This is a genomic window from Granulicella sp. S190 (assembly GCF_009766095.1).
Taxonomy (GTDB): Bacteria; Acidobacteriota; Terriglobia; order Terriglobales; family Acidobacteriaceae; genus Edaphobacter.
This window is the reverse complement of record NZ_LMUD01000047.1, coordinates 266,567-283,337: the sequence shown is the minus strand read 5'-3', so window position 1 is coordinate 283,337 and position 16,771 is coordinate 266,567. Positions and strand designations below refer to the sequence as shown.

Genomic DNA, 16,771 nt, shown 5'->3' with positions numbered 1-16,771 from the left:
CTACGCCTGCTTGGAAAACGCCTCCAGCGTTTCCCACTTTGCCACAGCTCCGGCGACGGGATAAATTCGTATTCACAAACGTGCGGGTTTTGGGGGGAGGTCAGGTTGGCATTCAATGCTCTACCGGTCTCTTTTCGCTTAATGAGGTCGTTGCCTCTGGGATAGTTGGGGACAATCATTGCGGTAAGGCCGCAAACAATAAAGCTGAAGCAAAACCTGGTGAGATAGTAATTTTCGTTGCTAAGTATCACTGGTGGAAGGCTGGGCAGACGTAAACATCGGCCCAACAACAGAGCTCAACTTCGACGAGCACGACAAACATAAATAGGCGAGCCCAAGCTCAATACAACAGCGATTTCCCATGCTTGAATTCAGTCCAGACACAGAAATGAGTCGCGTCAGCGGCTTAGCGAATGAGTTCTTCGAGAAGGTTCTTTACGACGAGGAGCCGCTGTTTCGTCGATACCAATGTCGTGGTTGGAACTCAGTATTTTTACCTCATCACAGCTACTTCATCTTCTGGCGAGAGCACAAAATCATTGGAGGTCAAAGCTACCGCGGCCCAATAGAGGGAGATTCGCATGAGCTTGTCCTCGTCGAGTGTTCAGCCCTCCTCGGGCTTCCATTCTAGGAGCGTGGAGACAGTGACAGTACCGAGCAACCCAGGGCCTGGGCATCCTTGAGTGACCAGGTCTTGGCAATGTTGACGAATGCCCCGACTGCCGAAGGACTCAGCCGCTTTGCTCGACCGGATCTGACAGGTTGGGAGAGCTATTCAACGACCGTTCTCGGGAGGCATTACTCATCTGACCCATCATGCTATCGCAGATGGGAACCGTAGAGCCAAATCCACTTGAGACCTTGGATTGGCATAGCACATATTCAAACAGATCAGCACTGACACGTGGCGTTTTCATCGAATCTGTGATGGACGCCGAAACTTTCATCGAAACCGTAAAAGCCCGTCGAAACTTTCATCAAAACTGTAAATTAACTTTCATGTTTGCGGCGTCAGTTCTCACAAAACAATTGATTCTATTACGTCACAACTTTCATTTTTGGTTCAAACGCACAAGGGGTTCCGTCCGAACGACGGAGCCCTTTTCTTAAGGGAATCCATGCTGAGCAAGTTTTGGGATTCACTAGATGACGTTAGTAAGGCTGTCAGTTGGACTCAATTGGCACTCATCCTATTTGGCGGAATAACGCTCTCCCTCACCTATGTGCAATACAAGCTAAGTATCCGCAAAGATTTTTTGAGCGGAAGCTCGCAGAAGCAAAAAGAAGAAATTCTTAACAATCGTGTTTCTGATGCCTCACGAGACGCCAAAAATAGTATTGTCGAGCTGAGTCAAGCAAAGAGGGATCTTGCAGAGACTCAAGAGCAGTTTGCGAAGGCTGCGAATGATGCTCACTCTGCAGTGCTTCAACTTTCGGCTGCGCAAGAGACGATCGACCAGCTAAGAGCTCGTTCGGGAAAAATAGAAACGCTAGGAATTCGAATACAAATCGTCTTCGGCACACCCCAAAACGTCAACAAGGTTAATTCCACTTATATCGACAGTGCTCCGATAGTGGCGCTCGCGACGCCTGATAGAAAAGTCCTTACGTTTGGGTCTCAGCAATCTCGAGGTTTAACAGTTTCAGAAACTGTCAGGGTCCACGGCGCGGAATTGCAGATACTAGATCAGAGCTCAATAGCAGGCAAGGATATAAAAAGCCTCGGGGATTACAGAGTGCTGGCGATTGGCATTAGCCCTTATTTAGATCGAATATCTCTCAGAGCTTCTACAAGCACCGTCTCACGAGTAGAAGCGTACCTTCGGATTAATGGCACTGAGATTCAAATTTTTAATGGCTCAGTTGAACGATCTATGGACAGCCTATCGAATGGCGAGCTTCAACTAGATGTCACAGAATCCATGGGAGCAATCGCTGAGAAGTACAACAAACTCATGACTAATTAGTGAAAGGGCGAGTGCATTGACCCCGATTATGAGATCTGACAAGTGAGTGCCTTGCCAGCGCGGATAGATGCTATTACGACAATTCCGCCTACATACCAATTACTCTTTGTTGATGCCTTACGACCAACATCCCGACTTGCTCACTCCCATCGAAGATACAGTTTTGTGGCGCTACATGGATTTCGCGCGATTCCTGTATTTGCTTGAAATGAAGTGTCTCTGGTTTGCGCGGGCGGATCAATTCGGTGACCCACTGGAGAGCATGCTCACCGATGCCGAAATTCAAGAATTCGAACGAGAAGTTATCCTCAACAGTGTTTCCACGCGAGGGAAGCAGCCTTGGCTATTATCCTCGGAGTTGATGCGCTCGACTGCCTATTTCAGTTGCTGGCGTGCCAAGCCGAACGAGTCTCTTGCAATGTGGGATTTGTATGGCAAAGGAAACGGAATCATCGGAATAAAGTCCACTGTTGGACAACTGAAGCGCGCTGTAAAAGTTCACCCCGAAGCCGTTTACATCACCCTCGTCGAATATATCGATTGGTCTCAGCGAGGACGCTACCACAACACGTTAGTCCGAAGTGCGAGGAAGGACCTGAGCTATGAGCACGAGGCGGAGCTGCGAGCGATTATATGGCCCAGTAAACTCGCAACTGAGCATCAACGCGCAATTCAACAGGGCCAACAGCCCCCGGAGACTCCTCTTGGTATAAGCGTTCCAATCGAGCCGGGGGCACTCATACGTGAAGTTGTGGTAGGTCCAAGGGAACAGCCTTGGGTTTACGAACTCGTCGATCGCGTAATGAAGAGATATGCGCTGAACGTGCTATTGTCTAGGTCCGATCGACTAACCAAACGCTAATCCTTCGTTGGGTGGCCCATATATGAACTGAACCAATACCTTGGGTGGCGGGTGGCCCATTCGAGCTTCAGCGCGAACCCTCGGCGGGTGGCCCATGCATCACTCGAGCCATGTCTAGGGTGCCCCATTCATGCAGTTTCATCGGCGGGTGGCCCATACATGAACTCGACTCTAAGACTTGGGTGCCCCATTCATGCAGTTTCATCGCATGAGTGGGCATTCGAGCAAAGCTCGAACCGTACTAAATCCAAGCGTCGCCCAATACCTTGGTCCAATTGATTCGCCTTCCCTCGTCAGGCTTAATTGTGGCTGGATAATCGATACGAACGAACCGGAATCAGCAAGTGAGCACGGTTCATCGGAATTGGAGTGGCCAATGGGCAGCGTACAAATCGAACAGAAGAGCTATGAGATGCCTCCGAAGGACGGGATGAGCATCGCGCATTTTCTCACTGTGAAGGACATCGAGCGATCGGCTCGCTACTACGAAAAGGTCTTCGGCGCTCGCATTCTGAGCCTGGGCGACGGCAACGCGCCCGGGTACCTTCAACTCGCGAATATCTGGATGATTGTGAACGTAGGAGGCGGCCCCACGGTGGACAAGCCGATGGTATCGCTCAGCGTTCCCGACCCGAACCACCTCAGCAGCTTTTTGAACTTCCGTGTCGCGGATATTCAAGCCTGCTATGAGCTATGGAAGAGCCGAGGAGCCGAGTTCATCACCGAGCCGCTGCCCAAATACGGCGAGATCCGCTGCTACATCCGCGATCCTGACGGCTACATCATCGAGGTCGGTCAAAGCACAGATCTTGCCTACGGTTGACACCGGTTGCCCCACACCACATTTGAACACCTCTAACGATCGGGTGCCCCATCCTCCCCGCTCTAGCGAAGGGTGGGTTGTAAGACTCCGATCGGTGGGTGCCCCATTCGTGCCGATTCATCGCTTCTGTGGCGTCTAGCATTATGTGGCGCTGCTACTTCGACGTGGCTTAGTAAAGCACTCGGCCTTCATAGCGGCGCCACATAATATGATCAAAGGGCTCGCAGGAACTTCATCAGAGAAATATCCTCTTTCCAATGCTTCAGCGGAATAGTTTCACGGATCTCGCAAGTTGCGAGAGCCTTGGCCCTCATTTCCAAATCGACTTCCGCATAAATGTTTGTGGTATTCAGTGAAACATGACCCAGCCAGGCCCGGATGGTGTTGATGTCCACGCCGGCGCGGAGAAGATGGGTCGCCGTTGTATGACGGATAGTATGAGGACTCACGCGCTTTGTCGCGAGCGAAGGTATCCGACCCACGATTCGTTGAACATATCTTCCCACTGTCGTGTGGACGCCAAATCGGGTTATGGGCCGACCACATCTATTAAGAAATACATAATCAGTCGAAGGGCGGCTTCTAATCAACGATGAAAGCTCAATTACGGTTTGCGGCCACAAAGGACAACGTCGCAGCTTGTTCCCCTTGCCCCGAATCTCCGCGAGTGAATGGTCCCGATTAGAGTGGGCAAAGAGGAGATCCGCTATCTTTATCTGCGCGGCCTCGTCAGCTCGTGCACCCGTGTTATATAAAAACAGCAAGAGCGCATGGTCTCGACATCCCTGCTGCGTCAATTGATCAGGCGCATTCAACAACGCGTCCATTTCCGACTTTTCCAAATAAGTGATGCTCGATCGGGTGGCCCGCTTAAGCGGGATGTTGCGGAGTTGGCCGTACCACTCCACGTACTCTGGGCAATATAATGCGACAAAGCGGGCCAAGGAACGGATTGCGGCCAATCGTTGATTGCGCGTAGCTGCGATGCATTTGCGACCTTCTTCCAGATACCGCAAGAAGAGCCGAACTAGGTCCGGTGAAAGATCAAACAGTGCAATCTGGTCGACCTGTTTATGTGTTTGTCGACCCACAAAGGGAAGAAGGAGTTTGAGCGTATCCCTATAGCTACACTGGGTATTTCGCGCCAAGTTACGCTCGCTTACCAAGTATTCGAGCAAAAAACGCCGGACCCATGGTCCGAGAAGACTCGTCTTAGTCATTACAGCACCTCCTGAATTGCGTAACGCTCAAACCGCTGATTTGCCTCATGCAAAAGATCTGGCGTCATCGAGAGATATACCTGTGTAGCCGCCAAAGTCGTATGCCCCATGTAGACACATAGTTGAGGCAAAAGCGTCTGTACGTCCTTGCCTTCTCGATACCATTTGACTAACCGGTGGACCGCCGATGTATGGCGCAGGTCATGAAGGCGTGGCTGGTTACGTGGACCACCTTCGCGGCGCAGCGCCGCATGGTTTCGAATTTGAATGTAAGCCCTCTCAAACATATGAATCGGGATTTGCTTCGAGCTTCGTCCAACAAAGAAGAAATCATTCGGTCCCCGTCGCCGTAAACTGCGAGGATTGACATAGTCGGTAAGGAGTCGAACAGTCTTCGAGCCGAGGGGGACTAGCCGACTCTTGAAGAATTTCGAATCTCTGATCGTCAGGACGGCTCCGGCAAGGTCAGCGTCACATATCTTTAATGACAGTGCCTCTGATGTTCGCAAAGCTGTGCCATACATCAGAAGAATAAGAGTCCGTAATGTAGATGTACCGAGCTCACTGCGAGGACGGGGACACGATTCTATCGACTCCAGAATTCGCCGGAGTTCATCGACGGAATAGATGTGAGGCCGGAATGTCGCCGACAGCTTTGGAACCGTGAGCGGCAAAGGAGAATTGCCGACAAACCCACGACTGATCGCATACCTATAAAAACCAAGTAGCGCATTATGTCTCACTTGCCAAGTGGTGGTGAGCGGACCGTTGCCGTTGAGAAAGGTATTTACCTTCTCAGGTGAGACCGCCGCGATATCAATATCTGATCCCATCGCCAGACAAAAGGCTTTGACGTAGCGCCCATTGGTTACAAAACGCTCGCCAAGAGCCTTTCGGAAAGCAGCATACTGTTGGCAAACCAAGTTGAGTTTCATAGCAGCTCTCCTAGGTCGAAGGTAGCCACCTCACGGAGCCGTAAGAGATCCACTTTGGCATAGATCCGGGTCACTTCCGGATCGCGATGCCCGAGGTGATCACTTACTTCCTTCAAAGTCAACCCTTGATTGATCAAACGTGTAGCGCAAGCATGCCGAAGGGAATGTGGTCCGAAATGGCGAAGCAAGGGAGTTCGCTCTCGCAATCGCCGACTAACTGCAAACCAAATCGCGCCGCGCGAGAGTGGGCCGATTGGGGCATGCCTCGTCAGAAAAATCTCCCGAAGGGAGGAGTTTGGTCTTGCTTCTTTGATGTAACGGATGATTGCAGCGCCAACCACGGGGGGTAGAGGAAACTCATCTCTTCGAGCTCCCTTCGAACGGGTAAAGACTATTCTGTCGCGATCCCAGTCAATATCGGAGAACTGCAAGCGAGCGACTTCTCTAGAGCGAACGCCAAAGATAGCAAACAACATCAAGAGCGCGTGATCACGAATCTCGGTAGGATGTTCGCCGGCGGTGACATCCAGAATTTCTTGCACGATGTTCCAAGATGGCCCAGAGGGGAGCGTTTCGTGCTGGAAAACGCGAGGCGCCATAATCGACCCAGCGATACCGACAGGACACCACCCTCGTATTTCGGCGTATCGAAAGAATGACCGGAGCGATGAAGCATAGCTCCGAATGCTAATGCGAGCATAGTGATGTTTTATCGCCTTCTGCGCGAGAAGCGAGTCCACATCGGAGACAGTGATCGTGTTAAGAGGTCGTTCTCCCTCAAGCATCTGCTCAAGGAATGGTCTAACGGAGTTGCAACGGTACTGAACAGTGGTTGGAGAGAGTCCTCGATCATTTTTCATGAAGCTGCTGAACTCGGCTAACATACTGTCACAAACGCTTAGCTGTTTGGGTATAGTTCGGAGGCGATCAAGAAGCCGCAGCCAATCAAGCGCTTGGGTTATGAACTCCGCTCTCGACAACCTCGCATACGAACTCTTTGACGATGGTCGGTTATGAGTTAACCATCGATTTGCCGCTTTCTCGATTTCTGGAAGAGCGATTCTTCCGTAGGGTCGTTCAGCCAGTCTCAGGTACTTCGTGATTGAGAGTAGAAGTCGAGCTTTCACGCGTAGGGTGCGCCGAGTCATCCCCTGCGCCGCACAATGAGCTAGATATTGCCTACGTTCGTCTACGAGCGGTGCCGAAAGCTGACGAGCTAAAGCATCAGATCGAAAAAACAATTGTTCAAGCATTTGAGTCGGACTCCTTTGGAGGGATGGAAAAACGATCCGACTATACGCCCTTGCCTCGGAGATCGTCCGAATGACATGAAGAGCCGGCCGGTCTCAAACTGGCCAAGGCGGGTGTGTGGACACGTGCGTAATTCAGCCATTGCGAGTTTCGCGCTCGAAGGCTAATTTTTGAGTTGTTGAACGCATTCTCTAAGTAGCAGTAACGGCGTTGGCGAATTTGTTCACCAGGTTTTCAGGTCGGCTCGTCATGGGATGGCGGCATACGTTTTAGACTCGGGGCCGACGTAAATTGGATCTAACGCAACCGTCAACATAGGTGGAAGGTGGAGTTCGGCGGACAGCTCAACAGGACACGATATATCGCTGTGTTGCCGGCAAGACATATCGGACGAGCATGCGTAGAGTATGGACCGATACCGTTGGCTGACTTCCTACCGTCATAGCAGTGAGATATTTGAAGTTTCTTGCCCAGGTTCGAGCGGTGAATGAGGGAATCGCTCTGAGCCCGAATCCTACGGACGGTGGGCACCCATTTGCCACAGGAGCGCACGTTCGAACATAAGAGAGCGCTCCACTTTCCGCCGGGCTTTTGGCAACTTCAGACTTGTTGAGGTTGCCTGTTGCGAGATTTGAACCCGTACGACCCAAGAGAGTCGGCGACCTAGAGGCCGCTGTGTCTGCTGTCTCACCATACAAGCAATTCACTATAATCCTGCGGGAAGAGCCCCGGAAGTCAGCTTATTCATTCGAAGGGACGCCGGGATAGGCCCCGCATGCTCGCGTTTGTTCGTTAGAGCAGCCCTAACTGCGTGATCTCCGAACGCCTCGGCAGCATTTGCCAGCGAGAGTAGGGGCCTTTGAGGAAGCAGTGCATTAGCTTAGACGCTTAACTGGCTTGCGGATCAGGTACATCTCAAAGCACTGCCATCAAATTGAGAATTGCTTCTTGCTTTGATATCGTAGGTGAACGGCAATTTCCATGTCGGCGAGACATTAGTTTTGAACTAAAGGATTCGATGGTCCTCGTTATATCCAACAGAGAAGACGAACATGCTGATGCCATCTGCGAGGAATTGGAACGCCGAAAACATGGCTTTTTTCGCATTAATACTGAAGAGTATCCGAACAACCTTTCAGCTTCCGTGAGTCTTAGCGCAGCCGCTCTTAATATGACACTTCTGATTGCAGGAGTTTCTTACGACTTAAGCAATGTGAGATCAGTGGTTTATAGGCGTCCGCTGCCGCCAGAGCGATCTGACGATATAAGCGAAGAAGATCATAAATTCGTTATCAAAGAGTCTGAGGAGTTCTTGGGAGCGATATGGCGATTGCTACGAGAAAGGAAATGGGTGAATCCAATAGCTGCCAACAGAACTGCAGGTTACAAACCCTTCAACCTGAGAGAGGCCGCGAATCATGGATTCCTTATACCCGCAACCGTCATGTCTAATGACCAGTCAGATATTCTGGATTTCGCTTCGCGCTGCCCTGGGAAAATAATATATAAACCGTTCACCTTCTTTGCTCAAGAGTCTATCAACGGTTTCTCCAAGGCAATCTATACCAATCTAACCACATTAGACCGACTCAGTAGGGCTGGCGTAGCGTTGACAGCAGCGCCCGGTATTTACCAGGAATATATAGATAAAAAAATCGAGCTGAGAATCACAGTGATCGGCAACGAGGTCTTTGCATGCAGTATCGATTCTCAGAAGAGCATGAAGTCCAAAATAGATTGGAGACACTACGATTTCAGCGAAGAACTGTATAAGCCCTTCTGCTTACCGACCAGAATAGAGACACTGGCGCGATCTTATGTGCACGGACTTGGTCTAGTCTTTGGATGCATCGACATGATTGTGACGCCGGATGACAGATACGTTTTTCTCGAGATAAATCCGAATGGACAATGGCTATGGATCGAGGCTTGCACGAAACTTCCACTTATGGACGCGTATATAAACTTGCTGATCGGAGAGTGAAGCTATCGACCCGTCGCGATTTCCTCTAGATGCTGTGTGTTTCCCAGAGACGTCTAAAATGCCCACTCATGGAGCATAGCGCGCGAAAGGATCCTTCTTCTACAATTTGCCCATTGCGCATAACGATCACCCTATCTAGCTTCTCTGTTATGGCTAGTTTATGGGTGATCATAATCGTCGTTTTTCCCTTGCGGCTCCTCAGGATATTATTTAGCACCATTTCCTCTGTCTCAACGTCTAAATTTCCTGTCGCCTCATCTAAAATCAGCAGCGCCGGGTCTCGGAGAAGGGCCCTTGCGATAGCTATTCGCTGACGCTGGCCACTTGATAGCGCGACTCCTCCATGTCCAACCTGATAGTCTAAGCCGCGCGAGTTATGCTCAATGAACGCTTCAATACATGCTAAGCGCAACACCTCATCGATAGAATCTTTGCTGGCTGACGGATCGCCCATTAAGATGTTATCCAAGATAGATCCTGGAATTATTCCCGCGTCCTGAAATACAAATGCTATTTGCTTCCGCAGCGATGGTCTATCCCATTCCGAAATTTCGAAGCCACCGAAAGCAATTTTTCCTAGGACAGGATCGTGAAGACCAGCCATCAGTGATGCCAAAGTACTCTTTCCAGAACCCGTTTCCCCGACTATAGCCACCGATTCACCCTCACGAATAGTCAGAGATATATCACGAAGAACAGGATCGCTCGATCGCCAGCTGAAAGAAACCTTTTCTAGCAGAATCAACCCTCCCTGGAAGTAGTCATCACTCCGTGATATCGCCCCCGTTGACTCCGGGGTCAAAAGGTTGACCGTGTGAAGCCGCTCAATTCCTATCAACGCCTCATTCAAAGAGCCTAGCGATGGTGCCAATCGTTCTGCTGAAGATACCATCATCGCAATAAGTGTGTAAAACAACATAAGTTTGCCAACGGAGAGCTGACTCGCGAGGACAAGAGAGTGACCTCGCACCAAAACTGTCACGAGGATAATGGCGGATGTAAAACCAATCACTCCGTTCATTCTCGCAAAGGTAAGATAACGCTCTCTTTTTATTTCCAGCAGATCAATCAGGGATCTTCTAACTGATCCCAACGCTTTTGACTCTGCTCCGTACATTTTTAAAACCTTCGCATTCATAGACATCTCCAGAAAAAAGGACGCATGTCTTGATGCCGCCTCTCTCATCTTTCGGTCTAGCGTCGACAGCGGACCGGACCCTACTAAGCCGACGCTAATGATTAGTGGTAGAACGAGCCAGATTAGAATCGATAAAGAGAGGTTCTGAGCAGACAAAGCTAGAGTCCCAGCGGCAAGGAGAATTAGATCCAACGCAGCCGAGAAAATTACACCCAACGAAGTCGCCCTCACTACAGCCGCATCGTTTACGCAAGAATAAATGTCGCCAACTGCACGAATCTCAAAAAACTTGGTCGGCAAAGAAAGAAGTTGACTTGCAAACGTGTCACTTAGATCGAACTCTAAAAGATAACCCACTCGGTTTATTATTTCTTCTCGGGCTACGGTAAGGCAAGATCGAATGAGTATTAGTAAGCAAATTAGAAGGGTTACCCGCAAAAAACTAATTTCTGCCTTTCCTTGCAACGAAGAATCAACTACAAACTGCGTAAATCTGGCTACTCCGAAAGCTATCCCTGTAACTATCAAGGCGACCAAGATAGCCATTGCCAGCAATGCGCGGTGTTTTAGCAGGACCCTCACCAGCCGGCGAAGGTTCTCACTTCGCCCCTCACCTTCCAATTGCCGCACAGGCCTAAGGAGCAATGCGCGGCCACTCCAGCGCGACATGAACTGATCTCGCTTCAACTTGTCTAATCCGACTGCGGGATCGGCGATGGTGACATGTTTCTCTGAAACGAGGTGCACCACCACGATATGTCCGCGGCTTCCGTCCTTGAAGTGAACAATGGCAGGCAGTGGGATCTTGTCTAAGCAGTCTTCTTTCACAAGACCGAAAGCCGTCTCAAAGCCCAGATCTTCGGCTACTCTTTGTAAATCACGAAACTCTGTCCCCTGTAGGTCCGTACCTAGCCGTTCTGCGAGAGCATAAACATTCAGGGTAGCTCCATAATGAAGAGCAATGGTAGCCAAACTCGCCGGGCCGCAGTCGGTTGAGTATGGTGCTAATACGTGGGCGAATTTCTTGAACACTAGAAGTTATTGACCTTCCAATTTAGATTCGAGACGTGATCAAATCCAAATAAGTTTCTAACAACGGCATATGTGTGAAATTGTCGACCCACAACCATTGGCCATTAGGGTTGATCTCTAGGAACACGTATTGCCCGGCCGGCGTTAGAATCATGTCAATGCAGCCGAAGATAAGACCTAGTGCCTTTACATATGAGATCGCCAAATGCTCAATATCGGAGGGGAGCGTAAAAGCCGCATACAAGTCCCGGCGAAACTCGTAACGCCGCCAGTCAACCTTACCTCGGCTGCTTTTTTGGGAATCGATACTGCATGCGAAAACTCGGCCACCGATAACAGTCAAACGGATTTCTAGCTCTTTCTCTATGTACTCTTGAAATATGCCGGGAACCGATTCGAGCGAACGAATAGAGCCATTAATATCTTCGCTTGAAATAAGATTGGTGTAGACCGTCTTTCTAGAGTCATTAGCGCCTGTCACAGTATAGAAATCAAATGGTTTGTAGATTAATCTTCCGTTGCATTCCGACGCAAACTTCAATATATGGCTTGCATTGTTAGAATATAAAGTTTTTGGAGTAATAAAGCCGTGTGCAGCCGCACGTTGCAGGTTGTACGGTTTGAAATCGGAGTCTCTATTGGCAGATAGCGGGTTAACCCACCGCTTTCCTTGCAAGAGGCGCAAGATTCCCCAGAGAAAGTGTTCGGCTTCAACTCTAACTATCTCTCCAGACCCTTCATCATTTAGACGCTGCGCATTAGGAAATTCGGGACGTCTAAATACAACTGTCTCGACCGTTGAAAGATTATAGCTTTCTCCGCTCTGAAGCCACAGCATGTCGGTTGAATCCTGGCCGTACCTCATCGATGCTCTAGCGACAGCTGGAAAGTCCTCCGTGTTAATTCTTAAGTAGTCGGCGCGCCACTTTTTCAGTCCATCGCAAATAACATCTGCGTGTACGTCCCTTCGGTTCGTAAGAATCAAGATCATAGTCAATAATGCGAATAGAAGTTTGAGTAACAAGGCATTGCCATTCGGTACTTCAACATCCCATTTCGCAAGACTTTTCTCTGTCAGTGAGCTGAAGTGCCGATCTACTGCGCGTGCACGTTTTCCAATGAACCGGGGGCTGGGTCGAATTAGCGTAGCAATGCGATCCTGATATTCGATAGTGCCCGCTCTGCGGATACCGAGGTACAAAATTCGAGACGATAGGCATGAATGACACCATGTCATCAGTCATTCATGCCTGGAACGCTAATCAGTCGTGGCCTCCCTTGTCGGGTTGATCTGGATTACCTCCTCCGGGCTTAACGGTAGTTTGAACCGTGGTAGCGGTTGCGCCCCAAGTTCCCTTTTCAGGCGCAGGCATTTCTTCCAGGAACTCGAGACCGAATGGCCTGGTTTTGCTAGTTGTAGACATCGTTGTTGCTCCTTTTGATGTGTGTGAGTTCCCCAACTTCGAGGATGGCCCCGACTATACCATTAAGTAACGTGTTCTCAAGTTAAAATGATTACACTGGTAAGTAACTTACTGCTAGGGAAAGGGCGAGGCTAAAAAGTCTTTTATTATGAATCAGTTAACGGAGAAATCTTTGATTTGGGTATATTTGTTGATTCAAGCCATGTCGTCGCTATTGATCGTCGAAAATGCAGCGGCGCAGAATCAAGCTCAGGTGAACGTTGCTGTGCCTAGTGAGTCATATTCACGGATCATTACTAGGCTGAATGATGTTCGGGGAGATTTGTCGAATTGGTCTCCTGCGGAACTCGCTGCGCTGAATATAGCAGTACATCAGGCTGGTGAAGAATGTTCATCATCATCCAAAGATATTTCAGGAGAAGAATTGTTGTTTGTCGCCAAGCTTTGCCTGCTAGCGCAAAATTGGCCGAGGGTCCAGGAAGTTACACAGCAATATCTAAATGCCAAATCTGAAGCACACGTAGCCGAAGCGTATCAATACCTTGAACAGGCCTTGATTAATCTCGGTGATTTTAGCAGTGCGGAAAATTACGTTGGAGAGATGACAAGGAGGCTTTCGACCTCACCGGAAGTCCTCAGCGTTCTGCAGTATGTAGTTACGAATACAGAAGCGACGCGTCCGGCAATGGCTCTTCGCATAGCACTGCTCGAGAAGCCTCGGCTTCAGTCGGCCCTAGAAGATAGCTGCAGGAAGAGAGACGACGTAGATGTGTCCAAATTCGTGATAGAAGGCTACCATCTAGCCGAATTGCAATATGCAAATCATTTGGAAGCAGACTCTAGGCAAACGGCACATTCATTTCAGACCGATTCCTGTGTGGCGTCTAAGAACGTGATGTCAAAGCCAAGCGTTGCAGCTGCCATCGCACGTTATAGATTGTTAGGTTCATTTCTGCCTACAACTGTCCAAAATGTGTTGTCCAAACTGCCTTACAAGAGCAGTGAAGAATCTCCGACCGTCATCATATTTGTGTATAAGTCATGTGACCGCTGTGTTGAGATCAATCGTTCGTTAGTTAACCTTAAAGCGGGTCAACATCAAGAACTTAACGTCACTTGTTTAGTAGTCGCAAATGCAGCTCAAACTGCGCACCCGACATGCCCTAATGTAGACGAGTCGATCATCCAGACCGTGGGGCTGAACTCTGATCTTACAACTGTTATTGTGAGCGCCGGGGGAATCGTTCAATCAGTAACCACCGGCGGCCTTGACGATCTCCGACCTGGGGGACGAATTGACAACTCCCTTACTGTATTACGTGTTTACCACGGCCGTGGTTGACCTTCTCAACTATTCGGGATTGACCACAAGCCAGACTAGCGGAACACAAGACAGCCTCTGCTTCGATTATCAAGAACCTCGCAATCTCAGGCCGAAGCAAACGAGATGAACTGGTTTTAGCTGCATACGCGAGGAGAGCCAGCTGGAGGATTGGAATGCAACAATTTGTAAGAGAAATCCGGTACTCTCTTCGAAGCCTACTTCGAGCTCCACAATTTGCACTTTCCACCATCCTAGTTCTAGGGATCGGCTTGGCCGCTGTAAGTTGCATGTCAGCAATATTAGCGGGCACACTATACAGACAGCTTCCTTATGATGCTCCGGAGAATATTCTTCTTCTGAAAACCAAAAATGCTAAGGATGTTCTCACGTCAATGTCGGCTTCAGATGTAGCCGAATGGAAACTACGGTCGCGAACTGTTCGAGAATTTGGCTATTTTCAACATTCGGGAGCATTTATGGCGACGCCAAGTGGCGAGCTCCAGATCTCCCTAGTTCGAATTAGCCCTGGTCTTTTTGGACTGTTAGCGCGATCACCGTCTTTTGGTAGGGGATTTCTTGCGAACGAGTATTTGGTTGACCGTAATGATGTCGCTGTCATCAGTGATACAGCTAAATCAACCCTTTTTGGAAGCTCCCGCGATGTCCTTGGAAAAGAAATACTCATCGACGGAACAAAAAGATTGATCGTAGGCGTAATGCCGTCGAATTTCAGATTCCCGGCAGCGGACTCTAAAGTGCAGGTGTGGATTCCTCTCGTACTTAAGCAAACTGACTTAGAAAGGCCCGCCGAGTCAACGTACACCACTGTCGCTCGCAAGGAGCCCTGGGCGAAAGAGTCTCAAGTTCAAGACGAATTGTCCCATATACAAGCACAATTAGCGCCATTATATGCGGAGACAATGGCTGCTTATCTTGCGCCGTCTAAAGTTGTCGCAACGAAGTACAGAGACGAATTGGTAGCCTCTCAAAAAATAGGAATTCTTGCCCTGACGTCTATTACACTTTTGGTTTGGTTAGTTGCTTGTTCAAGTGCGGTCAGTTTGATTGTAGCGAGAGGAGCAGCTCAACTCCCCGAAATGATACTTCGTATTGCTCTCGGAGCCAATCGCACAGTCTTGCTAGGAAGGATGCTGATAGACAGCATAATAATTAGCACGTCCGCGTCGATAGTAGGAATATTCTTAGCTTGGATTTTACTGTATCTAATTAAGGGGTGGCTTTTAGAGAATCTCATCGGCGTGACGCCTTACACGTTTGATTATCGTGTTTTTGGTACGTTGGTCCTATTTTGTATTTGTAGCACGATTGTATTTAGTGTTGTGCCCGCAATACTAACGAGCAACAAAACGTTGCCGGATTTGCTTAGTAGCCTGGGAGGAAGATCAATAGGAAGCAAGCGCTTTCGGAGAATTCAGTCCGCCCTGGTCGTCATGGAGATAGGATTTTCCATAGTAGCTTTAGTGACAGCAGGAACTATCCGTCACACGATTCATTCTCTTCACTCCATTCCGCTTGGTTTTGATCCAGAAAATGTCTTGATAGTGCGCCCCAGATTCCCGATTTACAAATATAGGGATCTTGATCCACGGATATCACTTTATGAGCCGCTTCTCACGAATATTAGGTCGCTTCGCGGGGTATCCGAAGCCGCAATAGCAACGTCCGTGCCACTGTCAACTAATTTCACAGTATCTATGAAGCTGGGAATAGGTGCTGGTAATCACTCAGACAAAACAACTCGCGTATTCGAGACAAGGTTGCTCGCTGCAAGTCCTGGACTAAAGGACGTATTCAGATTATCGACGGCAAGCGGTCGTTTCTTTACAACACAAGACCGGCCGGATACACAGCCGGTAGCCGTTGTGAACAACGCGTTCAAGAAGCTATATGAAGAAGGCGGTGACTCGGTGGAACGCTTTTCTATCAACATCGGGCAACGGAGAGATGTACGCATAATCGGGGTGTTGAACGATTTCCAGGATGAGAGTTTGAGTTCACCTCCAGGACCAGAGATTATCCTAAACGAAGTCCAACTTCGACCTTCGGACGACTATTACGATGCCATCACAAAGTTTCACGTTGAAATGGCCGTCCGTTTGACTGCAAATGGTCCCGCCTCTAAGCGAGAGATTGGTGATGCTGTCCGACGGACGAGTCTCGATCTCCAGGAGAGTGATGTCTCGTCAATGAAAGAAGTCATCGACGAAGGACTCAGCGATCAGATAAGACTCTTTCGATTAGTCAGCTTGACAAGTTTGATGTTTCTCGTTATTTCCGGGGCAGGTCTATATAGCCTGTTGAACTACGTGATAACACTCCGAAGTGGTGAAATGGCACTTCGAATTGCGTTTGGAGCGAGGATGCATCATATCTATCTTTTGGCCCTTCGGATCGCTTTCAGAACGATCGCGCTTGGATCTCTATTCGGCGTTACAGCGAGTATTTTCGTAGTGAAATTTATAGGCGTGTTCGTGATTGGGGCACCTTCCAGTAATCTTTGGATCGTGGCCAACGGCGCACTTATGGTTCTGGTATTCGGTTTGGCGTCGGTTTCCCTGGTTGTTTGGAAGACGAATTTTGCTAAACCGGCCGAGCTCTTAAAAAGCACTTAGCCCAAACAGCTCGTAAACCACGCCGGAATACCAACGCCACATAATGCTAGACGCTACATAAGAGCTCTTATGTAATTAACAACATAACATCGCATAAGTAGGTAACGCCCACGGCGGGTGGCCCATACATGAACTCAGGCCTTAAACCCTGGGTGCCCCATTCATGCAGTCTCATCGC

General features: G+C 49.2%; 11 protein-coding genes and 1 pseudogene. 6 read left to right on the top strand and 6 right to left on the bottom strand.

What is annotated here, in order from left to right; genetic code table 11:
* Positions 1–1,118 precede the first annotated feature (1,118 nt).
* The 3 genes from GSQ94_RS20915 (at position 1,119) to GSQ94_RS20905 (ending at position 3,652) form a co-directional block, all read left to right on the top strand.
* On the top strand, positions 1,119–1,967 hold the full coding sequence (locus tag GSQ94_RS20915; protein ID WP_158946037.1) for a hypothetical protein: 849 nt from the start codon (positions 1,119–1,121) through the stop codon (positions 1,965–1,967).
* Positions 1,968–2,034: 67 nt separating this feature from the next.
* The gene (locus tag GSQ94_RS20910; protein ID WP_158946035.1) at positions 2,035–2,829 is read left to right on the top strand and encodes a hypothetical protein; all 795 of its coding nucleotides are present in this window, start codon (positions 2,035–2,037) and stop codon (positions 2,827–2,829) included.
* A gap of 376 nt (positions 2,830–3,205) precedes the next feature.
* Positions 3,206–3,652, top strand: coding sequence for a VOC family protein (locus GSQ94_RS20905; RefSeq protein ID WP_158946034.1), 447 nt, complete (start codon positions 3,206–3,208; stop codon positions 3,650–3,652).
* Positions 3,653–3,864: 212 nt separating this feature from the next.
* Here the strand turns inward: GSQ94_RS20905 and GSQ94_RS20900 are convergent, their stop codons facing one another.
* From GSQ94_RS20900 to GSQ94_RS21980, 4 genes and pseudogenes are all read right to left on the bottom strand, one after another.
* On the bottom strand, positions 3,865–4,872 hold the full coding sequence (locus tag GSQ94_RS20900; RefSeq protein WP_158946032.1) for a tyrosine-type recombinase/integrase: 1,008 nt from the start codon (positions 4,870–4,872) through the stop codon (positions 3,865–3,867).
* On the bottom strand, positions 4,872–5,807 hold the full coding sequence (locus tag GSQ94_RS20895; protein WP_158946030.1) for a tyrosine-type recombinase/integrase: 936 nt from the start codon (positions 5,805–5,807) through the stop codon (positions 4,872–4,874). Before GSQ94_RS20895 ends, GSQ94_RS20900 begins: the two co-directional genes overlap by 1 nt.
* A complete protein-coding gene (locus GSQ94_RS21600) occupies positions 5,804–6,349 on the bottom strand; it encodes a tyrosine-type recombinase/integrase (protein WP_254064029.1) in 546 nt (181 codons plus the stop codon). The genes GSQ94_RS20895 and GSQ94_RS21600 overlap by 4 nt, the downstream gene beginning before the upstream one ends.
* A 108-nt stretch (positions 6,350–6,457) precedes the next feature.
* A pseudogene (locus tag GSQ94_RS21980) lies at positions 6,458–6,691 on the bottom strand (site-specific integrase); the annotation flags it as partial.
* Positions 6,692–8,076: 1,385 nt separating this feature from the next.
* Between GSQ94_RS21980 and GSQ94_RS20885 the strand changes: the two are divergent.
* On the top strand, positions 8,077–9,042 hold the full coding sequence (locus GSQ94_RS20885; RefSeq protein WP_158946026.1) for an MvdC/MvdD family ATP grasp protein: 966 nt from the start codon (positions 8,077–8,079) through the stop codon (positions 9,040–9,042).
* Positions 9,043–9,067: 25 nt separating this feature from the next.
* Here the strand turns inward: GSQ94_RS20885 and GSQ94_RS20880 are convergent, their stop codons facing one another.
* Together GSQ94_RS20880 and GSQ94_RS20875 are read right to left on the bottom strand one after the other, a co-directional pair.
* Complete coding sequence (locus GSQ94_RS20880; RefSeq protein ID WP_158946024.1) at positions 9,068–11,212, bottom strand: peptidase domain-containing ABC transporter; 2,145 nt, start codon at positions 11,210–11,212, stop codon at positions 9,068–9,070.
* A gap of 22 nt (positions 11,213–11,234) precedes the next feature.
* On the bottom strand, positions 11,235–12,203 hold the full coding sequence (locus tag GSQ94_RS20875) for an MvdC/MvdD family ATP grasp protein (RefSeq protein WP_371417592.1): 969 nt from the start codon (positions 12,201–12,203) through the stop codon (positions 11,235–11,237).
* Between the two features lie 581 nt (positions 12,204–12,784).
* Between GSQ94_RS20875 and GSQ94_RS20870 the strand changes: the two genes are divergently transcribed.
* On the top strand, positions 12,785–13,978 hold the full coding sequence (locus GSQ94_RS20870) for a hypothetical protein (RefSeq protein ID WP_158946020.1): 1,194 nt from the start codon (positions 12,785–12,787) through the stop codon (positions 13,976–13,978).
* A 155-nt stretch (positions 13,979–14,133) separates the two neighbouring features.
* Positions 14,134–16,593 carry an ABC transporter permease gene (locus GSQ94_RS20865; protein WP_158946018.1) on the top strand — a complete coding sequence of 820 codons (2,460 nt, stop codon included), beginning with the start codon at positions 14,134–14,136 and terminating at the stop codon, positions 16,591–16,593.
* Positions 16,594–16,771: the final 178 nt, after the last annotated feature.